Annotated in this window: 17 protein-coding genes, 2 rRNA genes and 1 pseudogene; 5 read left to right on the plus strand and 15 right to left on the minus strand. The window is 44.8% G+C overall.

Features of this window, described 5'->3' with window-relative positions; genetic code table 11:
- Nucleotides 1-31: 31 nt before the first annotated feature.
- Entirely contained in the window at nucleotides 32-937 is a 906-nt protein-coding gene (locus VXQ92_RS07830) for a LysR family transcriptional regulator (protein WP_416681032.1), read from the plus strand.
- On the opposite strand, the gene VXQ92_RS07835 is transcribed toward VXQ92_RS07830, so the two are convergent.
- The 5 genes from VXQ92_RS07835 to ilvD (VXQ92_RS07855) all read right to left on the minus strand — a co-directional run bounded on the left by VXQ92_RS07835 (nucleotide 934) and on the right by ilvD (VXQ92_RS07855) (nucleotide 7,389).
- Entirely contained in the window at nucleotides 934-1,671 is a 738-nt protein-coding gene (locus tag VXQ92_RS07835) for a sulfite exporter TauE/SafE family protein (protein WP_416681033.1), read from the minus strand. The genes VXQ92_RS07830 and VXQ92_RS07835 overlap by 4 nt on opposite strands.
- 156 nt (nucleotides 1,672-1,827) lie before the next feature.
- Nucleotides 1,828-2,115 (minus strand): chorismate mutase, encoded by a 288-nt coding sequence (locus tag VXQ92_RS07840; protein ID WP_064096862.1) that lies wholly within the window; start codon nucleotides 2,113-2,115, stop codon nucleotides 1,828-1,830.
- Nucleotides 2,096-3,418, minus strand: a complete 1,323-nt coding sequence (locus VXQ92_RS07845; RefSeq protein WP_416681044.1) for a hypothetical protein — start codon at nucleotides 3,416-3,418, stop codon at nucleotides 2,096-2,098. Before VXQ92_RS07845 ends, VXQ92_RS07840 begins: the two co-directional genes overlap by 20 nt.
- A gap of 150 nt (nucleotides 3,419-3,568) precedes the next feature.
- A complete protein-coding gene (ilvD, locus tag VXQ92_RS07850; protein ID WP_416681034.1) occupies nucleotides 3,569-5,254 on the minus strand; it encodes a dihydroxy-acid dehydratase in 1,686 nt (561 codons plus the stop codon).
- Nucleotides 5,255-5,559: 305 nt separating this feature from the next.
- Nucleotides 5,560-7,389, minus strand: a complete 1,830-nt coding sequence (gene ilvD, locus VXQ92_RS07855) for a dihydroxy-acid dehydratase (RefSeq protein ID WP_416681035.1) — start codon at nucleotides 7,387-7,389, stop codon at nucleotides 5,560-5,562.
- A 408-nt stretch (nucleotides 7,390-7,797) separates the two neighbouring features.
- On the opposite strand from ilvD (VXQ92_RS07855), the gene fmt reads away from it, so the two are divergent.
- Nucleotides 7,798-8,760, plus strand: coding sequence for a methionyl-tRNA formyltransferase (fmt, locus tag VXQ92_RS07860; RefSeq protein WP_416681036.1), 963 nt, complete (start codon nucleotides 7,798-7,800; stop codon nucleotides 8,758-8,760).
- Entirely contained in the window at nucleotides 8,757-10,064 is a 1,308-nt protein-coding gene (rsmB, locus tag VXQ92_RS07865; RefSeq protein WP_416681037.1) for a 16S rRNA (cytosine(967)-C(5))-methyltransferase RsmB, read from the plus strand. Before fmt ends, rsmB begins: the two co-directional genes overlap by 4 nt.
- A gap of 69 nt (nucleotides 10,065-10,133) precedes the next feature.
- On the opposite strand, the pseudogene zupT reads toward rsmB, so the two are convergent.
- The 4 genes and pseudogenes from zupT to VXQ92_RS07885 form a co-directional block, all read right to left on the minus strand.
- Nucleotides 10,134-10,942, minus strand: a pseudogene (gene zupT / locus VXQ92_RS07870) (zinc transporter ZupT).
- An 88-nt stretch (nucleotides 10,943-11,030) separates the two neighbouring features.
- A complete protein-coding gene (locus tag VXQ92_RS07875) occupies nucleotides 11,031-11,141 on the minus strand; it encodes a methionine/alanine import family NSS transporter small subunit (protein ID WP_081406379.1) in 111 nt (36 codons plus the stop codon).
- A 10-nt stretch (nucleotides 11,142-11,151) separates the two neighbouring features.
- Nucleotides 11,152-12,627: a sodium-dependent transporter gene (locus tag VXQ92_RS07880; protein WP_416681038.1), complete on the minus strand. Its 1,476-nt coding sequence runs from the start codon at nucleotides 12,625-12,627 to the stop codon at nucleotides 11,152-11,154.
- Between the two features lie 596 nt (nucleotides 12,628-13,223).
- Nucleotides 13,224-14,672: an aldehyde dehydrogenase family protein gene (locus tag VXQ92_RS07885; protein WP_191730823.1), complete on the minus strand. Its 1,449-nt coding sequence runs from the start codon at nucleotides 14,670-14,672 to the stop codon at nucleotides 13,224-13,226.
- 134 nt (nucleotides 14,673-14,806) lie between these two features.
- Here VXQ92_RS07885 and VXQ92_RS07890 point away from each other — a divergent pair, with 134 nt between their 5' ends.
- Both VXQ92_RS07890 and VXQ92_RS07895 read left to right on the plus strand, forming a co-directional pair.
- Nucleotides 14,807-15,496: a TIGR04219 family outer membrane beta-barrel protein gene (locus VXQ92_RS07890; protein WP_416681039.1), complete on the plus strand. Its 690-nt coding sequence runs from the start codon at nucleotides 14,807-14,809 to the stop codon at nucleotides 15,494-15,496.
- Between the two features lie 383 nt (nucleotides 15,497-15,879).
- Nucleotides 15,880-16,431, plus strand: a complete 552-nt coding sequence (locus VXQ92_RS07895; RefSeq protein ID WP_416681040.1) for a type 1 glutamine amidotransferase domain-containing protein — start codon at nucleotides 15,880-15,882, stop codon at nucleotides 16,429-16,431.
- A gap of 49 nt (nucleotides 16,432-16,480) precedes the next feature.
- Here the strand turns inward: VXQ92_RS07895 and VXQ92_RS07900 are convergent, their stop codons facing one another.
- The 6 genes from VXQ92_RS07900 to VXQ92_RS07925 form a co-directional block, all read right to left on the minus strand.
- Entirely contained in the window at nucleotides 16,481-16,804 is a 324-nt protein-coding gene (locus tag VXQ92_RS07900) for an ankyrin repeat domain-containing protein (RefSeq protein WP_144723910.1), read from the minus strand.
- Nucleotides 16,805-16,859: 55 nt separating this feature from the next.
- Nucleotides 16,860-17,693, minus strand: coding sequence for a toll/interleukin-1 receptor domain-containing protein (locus VXQ92_RS07905; RefSeq protein ID WP_144723911.1), 834 nt, complete (start codon nucleotides 17,691-17,693; stop codon nucleotides 16,860-16,862).
- Between the two features lie 93 nt (nucleotides 17,694-17,786).
- Nucleotides 17,787-19,136: an aromatic acid/H+ symport family MFS transporter gene (locus VXQ92_RS07910; protein ID WP_064096849.1), complete on the minus strand. Its 1,350-nt coding sequence runs from the start codon at nucleotides 19,134-19,136 to the stop codon at nucleotides 17,787-17,789.
- A gap of 353 nt (nucleotides 19,137-19,489) precedes the next feature.
- Nucleotides 19,490-20,854, minus strand: a complete 1,365-nt coding sequence (locus VXQ92_RS07915) for an MFS transporter (RefSeq protein ID WP_064096848.1) — start codon at nucleotides 20,852-20,854, stop codon at nucleotides 19,490-19,492.
- A 329-nt stretch (nucleotides 20,855-21,183) separates the two neighbouring features.
- Nucleotides 21,184-21,298, minus strand: a 5S ribosomal RNA gene (rrf, locus tag VXQ92_RS07920).
- Nucleotides 21,299-21,506: 208 nt separating this feature from the next.
- Nucleotides 21,507-21,698 (minus strand): 23S ribosomal RNA (locus VXQ92_RS07925); the annotation flags it as partial.

Here is a 21,698-nt window from a genome sequence, read left to right on the forward strand (position 1 = left end):
AAGGCTGATCTTTTGTGTGAGCATCCTGCCGATGCGTCTGGATTTTTTTGATTTAGATCTTTTTCTCAATATTGTCGAAACAGGTAGTCTGACCAAAGGTGCTGAACGCTCTGCCATTTCCCTGCAAGCGGTCAGTGAGCGGATTAAAAAGCTGGAACAACACTATCAGGTCAGTCTGTTTACCCGTCATTCAGGCGGGGTGAAACTGACTTGTGCAGGACAGGTCTTTGCTGATCATGCTCAAGTGCTCTTGCAACAGGGACACCAACTGTCTCAGGCCATGGCCAGCTTTGGCGAGGAACTGAACGCCAACATCAGTTTATGGTGTAATTCCTCAGCACAGAGCGAATACCTGCCCTTACTGCTGCCACAATATCTGGTTAAAAATTCCCATATCCAGATTGATTTAAAAGAAGCAGAAAGCAATGACATCATTACAGCTTTAAACAACGGTACTGCCAAACTCGGACTAATCTCGAGCTTTTTCCCTGCATTTGAATTACAGACACTGGAATTTGCAGATGATCCTTTGGTCCTGATCTGTCCGGAACAGCATGATTTAAGTCACATTCAGACATTAACATTAGCAGACTGTTTAAATTACCCCTTTGTCGGTTTGATGCAATATCACTCATTACAGCAGTCGATTGAAACCCAGGCCCGTTTGCTGAACTGTGAGATTGAATACCGCCTGCGTTTACCGAATTTTGCAGCGGTTGCCCAAGTCGTGGCCAATAGTGTTGGCATTGCCATCATGCCAAAACGCGCCGCGCAACGTCTGGCAAAATTATATGCATTTAGGCAAATCAAGCTGGATGGGGATTGGGCTAACCGCAAACTGTTATTGGCCGCAAAAAATTTTGATGAACTCAATACGACTTATCGGCACTTCAGCCAGTTTTTAGTTTCTGCAGATCTACAAAAAATTCTGGATTAAATCCAGCCGAATTGATGCAGCATCATATAACTGCCCAGGACCATCAGGCCAATAAAAAATACCGTCCGGAATTTCTGTTCAGGAATACGATAGCGGATTTTCTTGCCGAACCACATCCCGATCAGCGCAGGAAGGAGTGCAATCGCTGACATCGTATAATCGGTCGGGATATCTTCAACAGGATTTTGATGCAAAAAGATGGCCAGACATACAGTCGAGGTGGTAAATACCAAGCCTAAAGCCTGGACCAGATCGTCACGTTTTAAATGTAAAGTCTGTAAATAAGGCACGACCGGAATTACGATGACACCGGTCGCCACGGTCAAGGCACCGCCCAGATAGCCCATCATCGGAGAGAGCCATGTTTCATGCCGGCTTAAATCTGGCATTGTTCTGGCGTATAGACCGTAGAGACCATACAGGGCCAGCATTCCTCCCAAGAGGGCTTCACTATGAAATTCAGCATGACCTAAAGTCGGAAAAATACTCCATACTGAACCTATGATAATACCGGTCAGCAGTAGCCAGAAACGGCGGATTAATTGCAGGACATGACCTTCGGCAAATAACTGCCAGAAATTGGTTAGCAGTGAAGGTACGATCAGTAAGGTCGCGGCCTGAAAAGGACTCATAAATATGGTCAGCAAACCCATAGATACTGCAGGCAGGCCTAAACCAATCGTGCCTTTAATCAGGCCAGCCAGAGCAAAAACAGCAATAACGAAAGCAATCATCCGATAGCCCTAAATTTATTTAGAACCATGGTATAGATATTGCTGATAGAGAAAAATCAGGTTTTTAAGGAGACAGCCTCAAGCAAATCTTGAGGCTCGAGTTTGATATGCCAGAAACCATCATATTCATCAGCAGAAAATGAATCTGAACATCACTTAAGGACGAAACTCTTTCAGTTCACGTTGAATAAAGTAATGGAACATTTCACGGTACAGATGTTCTATAAATTCCTGATCAACGCCCTGCTTTTGCGCCAGAGCTCTCACATTTTCTACAATCTGCTCCATACGTTCGGGTGACTGCAAATCGGTCTCGGTTTTCTTGAAACGGGTCGTTTGATCAACATAAAATTGACGCGCAGCGATCAGCTCAACTAAAGCTGTATCAATGGCATCGATCTGGTGACGTGCATGTTGTAATGATTCAGCTTTGATCTTTTCCATGTTTTTTCAGTTCACTTTCAGTTTGATTATTACTCTTATACTTTTCTTCTAACACATTACTGAAAATACTTTCAATCATCCAGACCCGATATAAGCTATTAAATGTATAACTTTGATCATCTATGCGTAATTCCAGCACTGGAAAGTTTGGTTGCGACTTCATTTCACACAGCATATCGTTATCCTGCAACTTGGCCAGAATGTCGTCCTGGGTCAGCTCCACAATATTTAACTGCTGTTGCAAACGCTTGAAATGTGGCGCATAAGACAGGTCTGCCCCTTGGGTCCACACGGCTTGCAAAATCTCATACATAGCCTCGATCCGCTGTTCTTCAGGACAGCTATAAAATAACTGGGCCATAGGTACGATTGCCTGCTCGGTCGGCCGGCAGAACGGGGTGAATTTAACATCAGTCCGTTTGGATAAACGAGTGGCCAGACTCCAGTCAAACTTGTCCCGGCCACGATAGGACAAGGGATAGACATTCAGCTGGATATTATAAAAATCCGCCAGCTCTTCCTTGATGTAGGCAAGCAATAGCCAGGAAATCGGATCTTCTAGCGCGATATACAAGTCCAGTTTCGGATCCATCGACTGGATCTCGTTCAGCTCTTCGGCATCACTGATCAGATGCTCACGCCATTCAATGTGATCGATCATAAAAATCGGATTACCGGTCAGCAGTTTTTGCTGCTCCAGACGCCGGGTGAGACGCAACAGATCATCGACTGCCTGATACTGGCGTCCGCCTAAATTAAAATAGCTGGCCAGTATGGGCGTCTGGTCAAAAATACGTTCGGGAAAATCCTGTGGCTGATGATGGCGACTGGCCATGACATACAGGGTGCGCAACTTTCCGGTCTGTTTCTGCCAGAGCATATGGAATACATCTTCCAGCAAGTACAGAAAATCCTGTCCCCGCAGCGGTGTATAGCGCAAAATCAGTTCGGCCTGTTTTAAGGCCTCAGCACTCGGTAATTCCGGTGTGTCGTGAAAACTGAAGCGATGCTGTTTCGACAAGATCTTGGCATCATTAATCGTGTAGTGCTGCCATTCATCAAAAGACATCTGGTTCGGCGGTTCGGCATGCTCACTGGAAATGATCACTTTTAGCGGTTTTAATGCCGGACTTAAAATTTCTTCGAGCTGGGGCAACTGCTGTACCGCCAGATAACTGTACACATCGTCCAGTCTTAAATGGATACTCAGCCCATCTTCAATAGACAACACCGTTTGACGGGTCGGTTTTTGGTAAAACCAACTCGATCGGATTGGATCAAACCAACGGCGTAACAGGGACATGAGATCGGCCTCGACAAGAATGACTGTGCACAGCGCCATACAGTAGCAGCTGCACAGAATAATCTATTTTTAAAATTGCAGAACCAAAGCTCTGCATGGTGTAAAAACTTATATCAAGTCATAAGCAAATGTTCAATGTTTAACAATAGATTAGAGATCAAGATTCAGGTCAGTGACTGCTCCGGTTTCTGCACCTGAGGTCAGTTTGGCGAATTTGGCCAGCGCACCATGCGTATAGTTTGGCTGAGGTTTGGTCCAGGCCGCTTGACGTGCTGCAATCTCCTGTTCATCCACATGCCAGGTCATTTCCCGGGTTTCGGCATTAATCGAAATTTCATCGCCATTTTGCACCAGCCCAATCGGGCCACCTTCATAGGCTTCTGGCGTCACATGACCAATCACAAAACCGTGACTGCCGCCAGAGAAACGTCCGTCGGTAATTAATGCCACTGAATCACCCAGACCTTTACCAATAATCGCAGAAGTCGGTTTCAGCATTTCTGGCATACCTGGCCCGCCTTTAGGGCCGACGCCACGAATTACCACTACTTCACCCGGCTGGACTTCGCCATCCAGAATGCCACGCATCGCGCCCTGCTCACCTTCAAAGACCCGTGCCGGTCCTTTGAAGTGCAAGCCTTCCTTACCGGTAATTTTCGCCACGGCGCCTTTTGGTGACAGGTTACCTTTGAGAATCACCAGATGTGAGTCTTTTTTTACCGGCTTGTCAAAAGGTAAAATGATCTGCTGACCTTCCGGATAATCTTTTACATCGGCCAAGTTTTCTGCCAGCGTCTTACCTGTGACCGTTAAACAGGACCCATCCAGCATGCCGGCATCCAGCATGCGCTTCATCAGTGGTTGAATCCCGCCTATCGCGATCAGTTCTGACATTAAATATTTACCTGATGGACGTACATCGGCCACCACCGGAATATCTTTGCCAATCCGCACGAAATCATCCAGGCTCAGTTCCACCCCTGCGGTATGCGCCATGGCCAAAAGATGTAGTACCCCGTTGGTCGAACCACCCAGTGCAATCAAGACCTTGATTGAATTTTCGAAAGCAGCCTTGGTCATGATGTCACGTGGCTTGATATCCAGGCGCAACAGATTCATGACTGCTTCACCGGCACGGGCACAGTCGATTTGCTTGTCTTCCGAAACTGCTTCCTGCGCGGAGGAACCCGGCAGGCTCATGCCAAGTGCTTCAATTGCAGAGGCCATCGAGTTGGCCGTATACATGCCGCCACAGGAGCCCGGACCCGGCAAGGATACTTCTTCAATATGCTTGACCTGAATCGCGTTAATTTCACCTTTGGCATACTGACCTACCGCTTCAAATACCGAAATCATGTCAGTATGACCTTCACCGGGTTTGATGGTACCGCCATAAATAAACAGACCGGGGCGGTTTAGACGAGCCAGTCCCATAATGCAGCCCGGCATGTTTTTATCACAGCCGCCAATCGCAATAACCCCATCATAGGCCTGACAGCCAACCACAGTTTCAATCGAATCGGCAATAATTTCACGCGATACCAATGAATATTTCATCCCTTCCGTACCGTTGGAAATCCCGTCAGAAATGGTAATGGTATTGAAGATAATACCCTTGCCGCCCGCAGCACTCACGCCCTGCTCGACAGTTCTGGCCAAACCATCAATATGCATATTACATGGTGTGACATTGGCCCAGGTTGAGGCAATCCCAATGAATGGCCGATCAAAATCAGCATCTTTAAAACCGGTAGCACGCATCATGGATCGCGCCGGTGCATTTTCAATGCCTTCATAAACGGGGGCTGAATGCTCGCGGATATTATCTTTACTCATTATTTTCTTCCTGGGCGATGACCAATTTTAAGCGTCGGTCTTGGACAATTTATTTTAAGGTCATTGTATAGAAAGCATTCAGTATGTAAAAGAAATTCGCCTACAGAAAAACATTTTGATGAATCCTTAAAAATTTGAATCACATGACCAAGCGACATGGATGTCGCTGTTCCGCTACCATACGGGCAAACGTGCGACTTCCTGTCGCACTCCACTGGGCAAAATTTGGCAAGTCTAAACATAGTTTCTTGTATAAAAAAAGCACCCCGTCTGGAGTGCTTTCTTGCGCTATAAAAATTTACAGCTTAGATTTCACGTACCGCACCTTTTGCCGCACTGGTGGTATGCATGGCATATGCTTTCAGGGCTTTCGAAATTTTGCGTGGGCGCTCCTCTACCGGGTGCCAGCCCTTAGCGTCCTGCGCTACACGGCGCTCTGCCATGACAGCGTCTTCAACAGCCAGGTGAATAGTACGGTTTGGAATATCGATTTCAATACGGTCACCATCTTCAACCAGACCAATCGCACCGCCTTCAGCTGCTTCTGGCGATACATGTCCAATCGACAGACCTGATGAGCCGCCAGAGAAACGGCCATCAGTTAACAGTGCGCATTCCTTACCTAAACCTTTCGATTTCAGGTAGCTGGTTGGATACAGCATTTCCTGCATGCCCGGCCCACCGCGTGGACCTTCATAGCGAATCACCACCACATCACCTGCAGTAATCTTGCCACCCAGAATCGCGTCTACCGCAGCATCCTGACTTTCAAAAACACGTGCAGTACCGTTGAATTTCAGGATCGAATCATCTACACCCGCAGTTTTTACAATACAGCCATCGAGCGCGATGTTACCGTAAAGTACAGCCAGACCACCGTCCTGAGAGAAGGCATGTTCTGCATTACGGATCACCCCATTTTCACGGTCACCATCTAGACGTGAATAATAACGGTCTTGTGAGAATGCAGTTTGTGTTGGTACACCACCTGGAGCTGATTTGAAGAATTGATACACTCCTTCATCATCAGTACGAATGATGTCCCATTTATCCAAGGCATCTTTCAACGTTGCTTCATGAACGGTGGGTACAGACGTATCCAGCAGACCTGCACGGTCCAACTCACCCAGAATTGACATGATCCCGCCAGCACGGTGTACGTCTTCCATATGCACGTCCTGCTTCGCCGGTGCCACTTTACACAGTACAGGTACTTTACGGGATAGACGATCGATATCATCCATAGTGAAGTCCACACCAGCTTCATTCGCTGCAGCCAGCAGGTGCAATACGGTATTGGTTGAACCACCCATGGCAATATCTAGGGTCATGGCATTTTCATAGGAGGCTTTGGTGGCAATTGAACGTGGCAGTACGCTGTAATCGTCCTGTTCATAATGACGTTTGGTAATTTCAACAATCAGTTGACCCGCACGTTCGAACAGTTTTTTACGGTTGGCATGCGTCGCCAGAGTTGAACCGTTACCTGGAAGTGACAGACCCAAGGCTTCAGTCAGGCAGTTCATGGAATTGGCAGTAAACATGCCTGAACATGAACCGCAAGTTGGGCATGCAGAACGTTCATACTCTGCGACTTCTTCATCGGTATAGCTGTCGTCTGCGGCTACAATCATCGCATCAATCAGGTCAATCGCTTTATCATTACCACGGATTTTGACTTTACCCGCTTCCATCGGACCGCCAGAGACAAATACCACTGGAATGTTCAGGCGCATCGCGGCCATCAACATTCCCGGGGTGATCTTGTCACAGTTCGAAATACACACCATGGCATCGGCACAATGTGCATTGACCATGTACTCAACCGAGTCTGCAATCAGATCCCGTGAAGGTAATGAATACAGCATGCCGTCATGTCCCATCGCGATTCCGTCATCCACCGCAATGGTATTGAATTCTTTTGCTACACCGCCTGATGCTTCAATTTGACGTGCCACCAGCTGACCCAGGTCTTTGAGATGTACATGACCCGGTACAAACTGGGTAAAGGAGTTCACTACCGCAATAATCGGTTTACCGAAATCTTCATCCTTCATACCGGTGGCACGCCATAAACCGCGTGCGCCAGCCATATTTCTTCCGTGTGTCGATGTTTTTGAACGATAGTCAGGCATTTTATACTTCCAACAAAGTTTGAGCTTGCAATGAATCGGACAGATCCACTCTGGCTAAATCATACTGACAAGGAGCTTAAATCAGTTGAATTTTAAACCTATCATACTACAAGCCCTTGTTTTACCAGATGGCCTTTTGGATGTAGATGCAGGCAAAAATGTCTATAGAGAGGTTTTGGCGATCTGACGATAAAAATTTCTGGATGAAATCTACTATAACGCCATCACCCTTGCGACAATACAAAACTTTCATGAATAATTTTTACAATTTGCATGATTTTTTTTTATATAAAAATTCCACTGAAATTCAAGCACTCACAGGTCCTATTCGATAAGTTTTGGTAAGGATTAGGCTGAAATTTGGCTTTTGGCTTATAATACGCTTTAAGTTTATTTGGAATTTCATGTGTGAAGATCATATTTGCAGGCACACCAGAATTTGCAGCGACTGCATTGGCTGCGCTGCTCAAAACCAATCATGAAATTGTGGCGGTTTATACCCAACCTGACCGCAAGGCTGGACGTGGACAAAAACTTACCGCCTCTGCAGTGAAGCAGCTGGCGCTTGAACACCATATTCCGGTCTATCAGCCTTTACATTTCAAGTCATCGACTGAAGAAGGTCTGGCGGCACAGGCGGAACTCAAAGCTTTAAATGCAGATGTGATGGTGGTAGCGGCTTATGGCCTGATCCTGCCACAAGTGGTTCTGGATACGCCAAAATATGGTTGCCTGAATATTCATGGTTCGCTGTTGCCACGCTGGCGCGGTGCAGCCCCGATTCAGCGCGCGATTGCTAGCGGCGATACCGAAACGGGTGTGACCATTATGAAAATGGCGGCCGGTCTGGATACCGGGGATATGATGTATAAAACACGATGTCCGATTACTGCCGAGGATACTTCTGCCAGCCTGCATGACAAACTGGCGCTGCAAGGTGCTGAGGCGATTGTGGCCGTGCTTGAATCGGAACAGACCTTACAGCACTATCTTGAGACTCGCGAAGTCCAAGATGAAAGCCTGACGGTTTACGCGCATAAACTGTCAAAAGCCGAAGCACAAATTGACTGGACCCAGCCTGCAGCAGCCATTGACCGTAATATTCGTGCTTTTAATCCCTGGCCGGTGGCATTCACCCCACTGGATGACGGCAACAATTTACGCATCTGGAATTCATCACTTTCCACGCAAAATGCAAGCAATGCCCTGCCTGGTGAAGTGATTGCCCTGGATAAAGACGGCGTACATGTGATGTGTGGCGATCAACATGCCATTTGCATCACCAATCTGCAATGGCCAGGCGGCAAAGCCCTGAATGCTGTTCAAATTAATCAAACTCAAAAACTATCGGTAGGATATAAATTCGCATGAGCCAAATTCAATCATCAGCTAAAAACTTGAATTTGCGCGCGCAAGTTGTAAAAACGCTATTGGCTGTACAAAATGGTCAATCACTTGCTTCTGTACTTAATCAACATATCAACATCGTCTCTGAGCGTGATCGTGGTCTTTATCACGAGTTAACTCTAGGCTGTTTACGTCAGTGGCATGGCCTGAAAGCCATCACCCTGCCGCTGTTAACCAAACCTCTTGATAACCAAGCTCTAGAAAGCTGCTTATATTTGGGTTTGTACCAGATTCTATGTACCCGTATTCCGGCACATGCTGCGATTTCAGAAACCGTGACTGCTGCCAAACAACTGGGCTTTGAGCCTTTAAGCGGTCTGGTCAATGCAGTACTGCGTCGTGTTTCACGTGAAACAGAAGAATTTGACCTGGCTTTAAATCAGGCGCATGGCCTGCCAAGCTGGCTCTACAAGCGTTTAAAGAAAGACTGGCCGGAACAGCTTGCCGAGCTGCCACATGACTTGAAACAGATTGCACCGCTCACCTTGCGTGTCAATGTCAATCAGGTCAGCCGTGATGAATATCTGGAAATTCTGGAAGAAGAAGGCTATGAGGCACGTGCCTGTACTCTTTCCGAAGTTGGTATCGTTCTGGAACAGAATGTGCATATTCCGAACCTGCCAGGCTACGAAGCCGGTGGTTTCTCGGTTCAGGACGAACATGCCCAGCTTTGCGCAACCTTGCTTCCTGACCTTGAAAACAAAGTCGTGGTCGATGCCTGTGCCGCTCCGGGTGGTAAGACTGCTCATATTCTGGAAAAATATAGCCCGAAAAAGCTCTATGCCATTGATCAGGACGCCAAACGTTTAGTCCGTGTGGCAGAAAATCTGGAACGTCTATTGTTAACTGAATATGCTGACGTTGAAATTATTGCGGCTGATGCGATCACCTGGACAGCTCCGGAGCCTGTCGACTGTATCGTTCTCGATGCACCGTGTTCTGCAATTGGTGTGATCCGTCGTCATCCGGATATCCGTTTACTGCGTCAGTCTACCGATATTCCGAAAACGGTTGAGCTGCAAAAGCAGATTCTGGAAAATATGTGGCAGCAACTGAAAGTCGGTGGTACTTTGCTGTACATCACCTGTTCAATTCTGAAAGCCGAAAACGAACAGCAGATGGCCGAGTTTTTTAATACCCATGCCGATGCCAAAGAAATCAAGATCGAAGCCGATTGGGGTATCGAACAGATTCATGGTCGTCAGTTGTTGCCGAAAGCAGATCAAGGCGACGGCTTCTTCTATTGCCGTATAGAAAAAACTGCATAAGTCATGTGTTTAAAATGAAAGGCAGCCTAAGCTGCCTTTTTTATGGCGCGTGATTCAGGAATATGAGGCTTATTGAATAAATTTAAAAATTACCAGACTAGTAGCCAAGGCAGCCATGCCGCTCACCAATCCATAGACTGTTTCATGCCCTTCAGAATAGCGTTTTGCCGTCGGCAATAATTCATCCAGCGCCAGATAAACCATCACACCGCCAATCACGCCAAAAATCAGGCCATAGACCGTTTCATTCATATAAGGCGCCAGAATAAAATATCCCAAGGCTGCACCCAGAGGCTCGGCCAGTCCCGAAACCAGGCTGGCCCAGAGAGCATAATCTTTACGGCCGGTGGCCATATAGACCGGCAAGGCAATCGCCACACCTTCTGGCACGTTATGAATCGCAATCGCGACCGCCAGAGGTGCACCCAGAGCAGGACTTTCCAGAGTGGCAAAAAATGTTGCCAGTCCTTCCGGCAAGTTATGGGCACTAATCGCAAACAGGGTCAGCATGCCAGTACGCAGTAACTGTTGTGAACTGACTCCCTTGGCAGACTGGGTTTCAATAGTATCATGCGGATTCGGGACAAAGCGGTCCAGCAATAACACCAGAACCACGCCCAGTAAAAAAGCAAAAGTGCCAAAGGCAAAACCGGTTTTTTCACCAAAATCCAGAGTGAAAGACGCAATCGACTTGTTCAGAATTTCGGTTAAAGAAACATAGACCATGGCACCGGCAGCAAAAGCTAGACCAAAAGCAAGCAGGCGGAAATTGGGTTTTTTTAAGAACAGTACCAGTCCCCCCCGACTACAGTAGCCAGACCGGCCAAAAAAGTCACGGCAAAAGCTGTATAGACTTGTCCATCTGAAACGGAAATCATGTCAAAGCATCCGCCATTAAAAAAGTCATTATCATCAAAGATGATAATGACTTCCATTGCTTGTAACAGTAGGTTTATGTCAAGATTTTTAGTCTTCTGGTTCTTCCGGATTTTTTGCCAGATGAATAACCGCCAGTACCAGCCCCCCCCATAATAGAACGATGGAGAAAATCATCATGATCAGTGCAGATGTATTCATATTCATTCTCCTAACTACGACGGTCTTTGACTAGACTTAACAGAATGGCGCCCAGGATAAAGAATGCCATGACGCCTCCGCCAACCAGCCATAAGGTACTGGCAGGATAATCACCATAACCTTCAGTCATAATCGATTTCAGAGTCAGGCCCAGTGCCAGTAATAAAGACAAAGGGGTGACGAAGGTCAGCATGAAATTCCAGCTGCGTCCCAGCTTCACGCTGGCAAACTGGTTAACATGGTCTTCCAGTTGTTTCATCAATGGACGGCGGAACCACGACAACAGAATAATCGATACCAGTCCACCACCGACAATACCAATATTATTGGCAAAATAATCAATGATATCGACAAAGGTAACGGCACTATGCGTCGAGAACATCAGGGTAGAAATGACCGCCGAACCACCCGCAATGATTGTGACTGACTTGTTCTTCGACCAGCCCAGTTTGTCCTGAAACGCTGCAATCGGAACTTGCAGGATGCTCACCATCGAAGTAATACCGGCAACCGTCAATGACGCGAAGAACAGGAAGCCAAACAGGTCACCACCTGCCCCTAAACTTGAAATGATTTTCGGGAATGCAATAAAGGCCAGACCAATACCGCCAGACACTACATCTTCAACTTTAGCACCTGAACTGAACGCCATAAAACCAAGCGCTGCAAATACCCCAATACCCGCCAGAATTTCAAAAGACGAGTTGGCCAGTGCCACCACGATTCCCGAACCGGTCAGGTTAGTTTTGCGTTTCAAATAAGAGGCATAGGTCAACATAATCCCAAAGCCCACCGACAGTGAGAAGAAGATATGACCAAAAGCGGCCAGCCAGACTTTATAGTTGGTCATGGCTTCCCAGTTCGGGGTAAAGAAAGCATTTAAGCCATCAACTGCACCCGGTAAGCGCACTGCCTGAATCACCAGAATGGAAAATAAAACCACCAGCAATGGCATAAAGATTTTATTGGCCAGCTCTACTCCACGGCGTACCCCACCGTAAAGAATCAACATAACTGCAGCCCAGACCACCACCAGACCAAAGAACAGTGTAGGCACAAAACCTAAGGTCAGACCTTCACCATTTTGCAGGTAGGAGTTGAAGAAAAAGGCTTGGGTATCTGTACCCCATTGCTGTCCAAAGGAATAGAACATATAACTGCCGGCCCAGGACAATACGCTGGCATAGTAAATCCCGATCACTAGCGTCACCATGACCTGCCACCACCCCAGGGATTCGGCATTCATGAGTTTCTTGTAGGCCATAGGCGGCGCTTTGCGGAACTTGTGTCCGACTGCGTAATCTAAAAATAGTAAAGGTAAACCTGCTGCGAAAATCGCAATCAGATAAGGGATCAGGAATGCCCCGCCACCATTTTCATAGGCCACATAAGGGAAACGCCAGATATTCCCCAAACCAACGGCGGAACCAATCGCTGCAATAATAAATCCCGAGCGTGCGGACCAATTCTCACGAGTTTCTGTCATAGAACACCTAAACTTTTAACTCCTTCAGATGCTGCTTGTTATGGTTATAGCGCAAGCAAAAAAAGAAGCATTTCAATAATTTTGGGTGTTTGAATTAGAGGGCACCTTGTGGGTGTCGAATTCTAATATACAAACAGGTCAGCAGGTCTTACAGCTTGCTTAAAGTCTGATCGAAAAACTGACCTTGTAGATGATTTAACAATACTGACTTTTGTAAATTTTTTCTGTAAATTCTGCTCAAAATATTCGTTATTTATAATCTGTTTGAATTAATTGCTCAATAATTCTACGGAAAAGACTTTATTTTTAATGTTATATATTGACAAACTTTTTGGAATATATTTTTTATTAAGTTTTACTACAGACTTATGGTTCTTAAAGCTTTTCCTGTCATCAAGATAAATCGCTGTTTAATACTCTGTGTTTAAGCGCTACAAATCTCTACGGATGAATCCCCTTTTTCTGGTGGAAGTATATATGGAGCAGAGTCTTTCCCTGCTCCGGCCTGAAATTTAAGATTATGCAATAGCCCCAGACCTCCATCACCCGATTGAAAAACCACCCGGCTTGCGATCTGGGCAAAGAACATGCTGAACTTAAGCTTTAATGACCAGCATGCGCTCTTCCTGCATGTCGCGAATGGCGGACTGAATCCCTTCACGGCCCAGACCCGAATCTTTTACCCCGCCATAGGGCATGTTATCCACCCGGAAAGACGGTATATCATTGATGATGACACCACCGACATGCAGATGATCCCAGGCATATAGCATCTTGTTCAGATTCTGGGTATAGACCCCGGCCTGCAGGCCAAAACGGCTGCAGTTGATACAGGCAATACCGGATTCAAAATCGGTATAAGGTTCAATCATGGCCACTGGACCAAAGACTTCATCCCGATAGATTTCCAGATTCTGATCCACATTCTCCAGCAAGGTCGGTGCGAACAGTACCTCGTCCAGTTTGCCACCAGCCAGAATTTTTGCATCTTTTTTCACGGCTTTATCTAGCCATGCTTCTAACCGTTTGGCTTCGGCTTTCTTGATCATCGGCCCCACCAAAGTCGTGCTCAGATTCGGATCATCTGCTTTAAGCGTTTTCAGCTTGGCTACCATTTTCTGTTTCACGTCATCATAGATATCCTGATGTACCAGAATCCGCTGCACACTGATACATACCTGTCCGGCATGACCATAAGCACCACCGATCAGGCGGCTAATCAGTGCATCATTAATCTCTGTATCTGGCTCGATCATCACTGCAGCATTGCCGCCCAGCTCCAGGGTAACTTTTTTACGGCCGGCACGGGCTTTCATGTCCCAGCCCACTGCATCAGAGCCGGTAAAGCTGAGTAATTTAAAGCGGTCATCGGTGACCAGCACATCGGCCAGTTCTCGTGGACAGGGTAAAACTGAAAATGCCCCATGAGGCAACTCAGTTTCTGCCAGAATCTCGGCAATTTTAAGCGCAGAAATTGGAGTCAAACTTGCCGGTTTCAGTACAAAAGGACATCCGGCTGCAATCGCAGGTGCAATTTTATGCGCAGTAAGGTTCAAGGGAAAATTAAAGGGACTAATCAGAGACACCGCACCAATCGGCACCTGTTTGACCATTCCCTGATACCCTGAAGCTGCCGCAGTGACGGCCAAAGGCAGGATGCGTCCCTGATCCATCTGGGTCACGGCATCTGCTGCGATCTGAAAGGTATTGATCAGGCGTTCTACTTCAGCTTCTGCAGCTTTACGTGGTTTACCGCCCTCTGCAATCAGGATTTCAGTCAGTTCTTCATGAATTTCGCGGAAACGTCGCACACAGTGCAGCAGAATTTTCTGTTTCTGGAACGGCTCTAATGCGGCCATCTCGGTTTCAGCATCTGTCGCAGACTGAATTGCCTGTTCCAGCGTGCTGGCATCTGCCAGGGCGACACGTGCATACAGCTTCTGGCTATATTTATGTTTAACCTCCAGCCATTCCCCTGTCTGAACAGCCTGACCGGCGACATATAATGCATAATCTTTATGCTGTTTTGCTTCTACAGATACCATCTTCTCGTCCTTCAACATCCAAGGATATACATTTTTGAAATTCTCTATATCATGCACTTGCTCAGACATATAAAGAAGATGTTTTTAAGTAACAGACCGGCCCGATTTGAAGCAAGCTATAAGGAAATAGAGCCATGCGCGCAAACATACTCACCTCACTATTATTAGGTTTTGGACTCAGCTCATTCAGTCATGCAGATGTGATTGGCGTAAAAGCTGATCTTAGTTACTGGAATTTTGATGGCTATAGTCAAGACAACAATTTCAAGCATAAACTGGATCGGCAAGGTACCGCACAGCTATCTGTTGCTGTGGAGCATCCTGTACCCTTGCTACCAAATGCGAAAATCAGATATGTCAATCTGGACAGTAACAGCGAACAAAGCTCGCCTGCCAATGCCGCAGATATCAAGCTGAATAACATTGACTATATTCTGTATTACGAACTACTTGATACCGTAGTACATGCCGATATTGGTGCTGGTCTTAGCAATCTGGATGGTACGGTGAGAAACCTGAATGCAGGTGCTCTGAACCAATATGATCTGGATGAATACAGTCCGCTACTCTATGCAACAGTTGGCGTAAAACTGCCATTTACCGGTATGAGTGCCAAAGCCGAGGCCATTTACACGCATGGCAGTGATAGCAAAAAAACCGATGTACAGGCCGAACTGCAATATGACTTTATTGATAATCTGTTGGTCGATGTCGGTGCCAAAGTCGGTTATCGCATGATGCAGGTGGATTTTGAACAGGATCAACGACCAGATTTACGGCTGGAATTTAAAGGTCCTTATATCGGTCTGGATGTACACTTTTAATGACATGCCACTGCTTCAGTCTACACAGCTCAATTTCTCTGCGCTGTTGTAAGCCAAAGCGTACATTGATAAGCGTAATCTGCTGCTAGTAGCCTGTCGGGATGTATATTATCTTATAAACATAGAGAGCAGGATGCTCCAAGAAGACCTAAAAACAAGAATAACATCGCAACACCAGGACGTGAGGTACGACAGGAGTTATACCTAAATCACGAGATACGGAAAAGCCCCGACAGGATGTCGGGGCTTTTTTTCTGCATATTCCTTTTCATATACATTGCTTTATTTATCATTGCTTAACAGTTCCGAGTTAAAACTCCAACATTGTAAAAATCTGCTTGTTGTTAAGCTAAAAATCCTCACATTTTTTGGGAACAGCAATCATGGTAAAAAAGGTCCTCTTTATTACATCCAATCAAGGCGTTGAACATGATGAACTGACTGAGCCTTTAAATTTTTTAAAGTCCAAAGGTTTTGAAGTGATTCATGCCGCAGAAAAAAATGAAGATGTCGCCACTGTCAAAGGTGATACCAAAGCTGCTACCCAATATACGCCGGATACCAGTTTCGACCATGTCGATCTGAATGATTATGATTTGTTGGTGATTCCAGGCGGTACAGTCAACGCGGATACTCTAAGAATCAATCAGGATGCGCAGAAAATCATTCAGCATTTTGCCGACAATCACAAACCGATTGCCGCGATCTGTCATGGGCCATGGGCCTTAATTGATGCACAGCGCATCAAAGACAAGAATCTGACTTCATATAAGAGTATCAAGCTGGATCTGGAAAATGCTGGCGCGAAATGGGTCGATGAAGAAGTTCATCGCTGCAATACAGGTGACTGGGTACTGATTACTTCACGTAATCCGGATGATATTCCGGCCTTTAATGAAGCCATTTTAAAAGAACTTGAAGATGAAGCTGCTTAAGCTCCTACACTAAAAAAAGAACCTCAGCATTGAGGTTCTTTTTTTATATTCAGACGCCACCAGCCAGACTTTTCAGATAAGCCACCACCTCTTTGTTACCTGCCATTTCGGCCAGTTCCAAGGCAGTATTTGGACTACGATGGGCAATATCTGCGCCTTTGCTAATCAAGAGTTTGACCACTTCCAGATGATCATTTTCAGCAGCCGCCTGTAAGGCGCTATAGCCTTCTTCATCGGCAGAATTGACATCCAGACCTTCCTGTAGCGCCTGTTCGACCTGTTCAACGTCACCTAAAGATGCCCAGTACACCAGTTCAGGAAGATGCAGTTCATCATCATCTTCAGGGATTGGAGAGATAGAATTAAATTGCATAAGAGTTTCACCTTAAACTTTAAATCTTAAAATTTTATAACTTATTAAATATAGGCTATACATCACTTAAATGTGTATTGATATCTCGTATGAATCTATCTCTTTTTCTTTCCCAAGCTGAGAAAGTTAATTTACTTTCTATCCTGAAATCATTTTCTAGCTTATCTTTAAAACTATTAAGTTTAGAAGAATCATTAATTAAAAGTCCTTGAGTTAATGGAATTACAGCCTGAATATCAATGTAATTTAAAGGAGGAACAACTATTGGCACATGGTTTTTAGACAAAGCCCATGCCGCCCCCATTTCACACAAGCAAATTTTACTTTCATAAAAATTTTGAGTTAGAACGAATAAAACTAGTACTTCTGAGGATAATTCCTGCTTAATTTGCTCTAAAAAGTTTTCACCTAATGGAATGCCATAACCTTCAAAAGAAGAGCAGAAAATTTTTTCTGACTCTACACCTATAGACTCTATAAGCTCGATTATTTCTTCTACAAGAGTTTTGTCTTTAGTAGCGTGACTTATAAATATTTTCTTATTCATTGTATCGACGTTCTTATTAAATATATTTTCTCTACTAACTTCATAATTCTTTATTTCATCAATATATTCGATTAGTGACTTCTTTAATAAAGAATAATCCTTATCAAAACATTGCCTATGAGATGAACTATCATCTCCTCCACTCATCCTGGCTACGGTATAGCAAAATCTAAGTTTAGAAAAATGAAAAAACTCTGTAGATTCTCTGCCATAAATTTTCTCAAGATTCCTTTCAACTTCATTTTTCCAATTTAAAAAATTTATATCTTGATAGGAGAAATTTGCATTATTTGCTCTATCTAAGAGATGCTCTAATCTTCTTAGTTTTTCTTTTGATTCCATACATCCACATAAATTTTAATTTGATTTTTAAAATAACATTATTCAAAAATAAAAAAAGCCCCCTTTCGGAGGCTTCTTATTTAATACTTAGCTTTAAGCTTTAGACACTGCTGGTTCAATTGAACCAATCTTTTCAGACTCATCGTCATGCATGATCAATGCAACCGCAATTGCAGTAATCAATACCGGTAAACCAACTGCCATAAAGTTAAAGTAAGCAGGCAGGTTCATCCCCAGTAAGCCACCAATCAGGATCGGCCCTACAATCGCACCCATACGACCAATCGCAGAAGACCAGCCAATACCTGTCGAACGTACCGCAAGTGGGTAGAACTGCGCAACATAGCTATATAGCAACATTTGTGAACCAATTGACGCTGCACCGGCCAGGAACACCAGGATGTAAAGTAAGAATTGGTTAGATGCAAAGCCCATTGAGCTCATCACAATCGCACCCATCATACCGAGGAACATCAGTACCGGTTTCAGGTGGAAACGATCCGCAAGAATACCGCCACCGACAATACCTACAACCGCACCCACATTCATGACCATCATGAACATCAGACTGTTGTCCATCGAGTAACCTGCTGCCATCATCAACTTCGGTAACCAGCTGCTCAGCGCATACATGGTTAACAGACAGGTGAAGAACGCGACCCAGAACAGTAAGGTATTCACCGCACGACCACGACGGAACAAGCTCACCACGTTAGCGGCTTCAGGCACATTTTCCTGCGGCAAAGTAAAAGTCGTGTTCTCGGTGACTTTCAGGTTTGGTTCCAGGCGACGTACGATGCGACGCGCTTCCGTCTGCTTGTTCTGTTTCACAATGAAGGCAAGTGATTCAGGCAGGAATTTCCAGATCACTGGCAATAAAAACAGTGGAATACCCGCGATAAAGAACATGATTTGCCAACCAAAACTTGGCGTGAACCATGAACCCAATAACGCAGCCATTACGCCACCGACTGCATAACCGCTAAACATGGTGGTCACCAGCGTACTACGCATTTTTTGTGGGGCATATTCAGACGTCAATGCCACCAGGTTTGGCATGACACCACCAATACCTAAGCCGGCAAGAAAACGTAAAATACCGAATTCGGTTGGGTTTGAAGCAAAGCCACCGGCAAAAGTTAAACCACTAAATAATACAATACAGATCATGATCACTTTCTTACGACCAATCTTGTCCGCTAGGGAACCAAAGATCATCGCACCAAACATCATGCCAGCCAGTGCAGTACTTGCAAGCATTCCTGCCTGCACTGCACTTAAGCCCCAGTCTTGCATCAATAATGGTAAAACTACACCATTAATTGCTAAATCGTAGCCATCAAATAGGATAATGAGTAAACACCAAGCAACTACATTGAAGTGGAAAGGCGTGAATTTCGCATTATCGACTACAGAATTTATATCTACTGTTTCCGTTGTCATCGTTCTCATCTCCCATGAGTACTTGTCCGTAAAATCCTTTTGAATATACGAGTGAATATTCAAGTTTTAGCAATATACGCAAGTGGAATTTGAGGCACAATAAGACTAATTGATATTCTGCTATGCATATTTCAATATCATTTTTTTTCGTGATATATCACGTTTTCATTAAGATAAACTACTGAATATTCGAATCATTGTAATTTTAATTAAACTGAACTTATAACAGGTGTTTGAATTATTTATTTTTTGATTTATTCAATTCTTTATGAACTGTATGCAAAAGCCCCTTTTATCGAAGGGGCTTTTGTCATCCAATAGAAGTTTAAGTCATTGTGATTGGCAAAAAGTGACTAGGTTTTAACCGAATTCAGTTTCTGTTTGGAGAGTAAGGTTTCCGCATTTCTTTCCGCGTTCAGATCTTTGCGTACAATCAGAGCGACTGAAATTGCCCCAATAATGGCTGGAATAGCAACTGCCAGGAAGTTCATCTTGTGGGGCAGCTCCATACCCAACAGGAATCCAATAATAATCGGCCCCACAATGGCGCCTACCCGACCGACTGCTGAAGCACAGCCAATACCTGTAGAACGGATTGACAGTGGATAGTACTGGGCTACAAAGCTGTAGAGCAGAATACTACTTCCGATCGCTGAAGCACCGGCAGCGGCAACCAGTAGATAGATCACGGCTTGTGGAGAGTTAAAGCCTAATCCGACCAGTGAAACTGCACCTAGCAGGAACATACCAATAATGACCGGTTTCAGATGGAAACGGTCAGCCAGAATACCGCCACCAATAGTTCCAATCACTGCGCCAATATTCATGGCCATCAGGAACATCAGACTGTTACCCAGAGAATAACCCGCTGCCATCATCAGTTTTGGTAACCAGCTACCCAATGCATAAACCATCAGCAGACACATAAAGAAGCAGCACCAGAATAATAAAGTACTCATACTCCTCCCCTGTCTGAACAGGGCAGCAATTGAAGCATCAGGTGCGTGTACTTCATTCAGTACAAACTGGGTACGAGCAGTAGCATTTTGCTCAGGACTGATCTGCTGAACAATTTTACTGGCCTTGTCATTTTGCTGTTTTTTCACCAGAAAAGTTAAAGATTCTGGTAAAAAGAACCATAAAACCGGAATAATTAATAATGGAATTCCGGCAATGTAGAACATGATTTCCCAGCCAAAACTTGGGGTTAACCAGGCACCGAGCAAGGCCGCCATAATACCACCCACCGCATAACCGCTAAACATGGTGGTGACTAGAGTACTACGCATTTTTTGTGGCGCATATTCAGAAGTGAGTGCAACCAGATTGGGTAATACACCGCCAATACCTAAACCTGCAATGAAACGCAGGATACCGAATTCAGTCGGATTAGAGGCAAAACCACCCCAGAACGTAAATCCGCTGAACAAGGTTACACAAATCAGAATGACATTTTTTCGTCCAATTTTATCTGCCAGCATACCGAAAAACATGGCACCAAACATCATGCCTGCCAGAGCAGTACTGGCCAGCATTCCGGCTTGAACTGCCGTCATATTCCATTCTTGCATCAGTAGCGGTAAAGCAACACCGTTAATTGCCAAATCATAACCGTCAAAAATCACGACAAATACGCACCAGAGTACGATCTTTAAATGAAAAGGTTTAAACTTTGCCTCATCCACTACAGCATTCACATTTACCGTTGTTGCTGTCATTTTTCCTCACCTCCAATTGTGAGCTTTTTTATTCTATGAAAAAATGAATGGTCATTCACTTTTGTATACAAAATGGATGATTATTTTTACTTTGTCTACTGCAAAACATACCAAGTTAAGTAATTTTAAAAAATTTGGACTAAAGTTTTAGCAGGAATGGTTTTAAATAAAGTGCTAGTAACATAAAGCTAGCTTAATTTAATTATACTTTTCACATTATTTATATTTTTATTAATCACATTTAATAAGAGTTTCTACTTATCTTTCAATAAATTCCCGCACATAAAAAAACACCCCCGGCCTTTAGACCGGGGGTGTTTCGAATAATGAGCTGGCGATGACTTACTCTCACATGGGTAATCCCACACTACCATCAGCGCTAAGAGGTTTCACTTCTGAGTTCGGGAAGGGATCAGGTGGTTCACTCTTGCTATGGTCGCCAGCACAACTGTTTATGACTTTGCCTTTGGTCTTATTTAGATGCCAAGGCTTGGTCAAATAGAATTCATTAACAGGTATATCTGAGTTCTTGCGAGTAGAACTAAGCAGTGCTTAATTATACTCTCATTTGTTCTTTAGCGTTCACTAAATCAAGCTGTTTTGCTGAATTTCGAATCAATCGAGCGTTATACAACAACTGTTTGGGTGTTGTATAGTCAAGCCTCACGAGCAATTAGTATTGGTCAGCTTCATGCATCACTGCACTTCCACATCCAACCTATCAACGTCGTAGTCTTCAACGGCTCTTTAGAGGACATAAAGTCCTGGGGAAATCTTATCTTGAGGTAGGCTTCCCGCTTAGATGCTTTCAGCGGTTATCCCTTCCGAACATAGCTACCCGGCG

The sequence above is a fragment of the Acinetobacter sp. 228 genome (assembly GCF_048147885.1).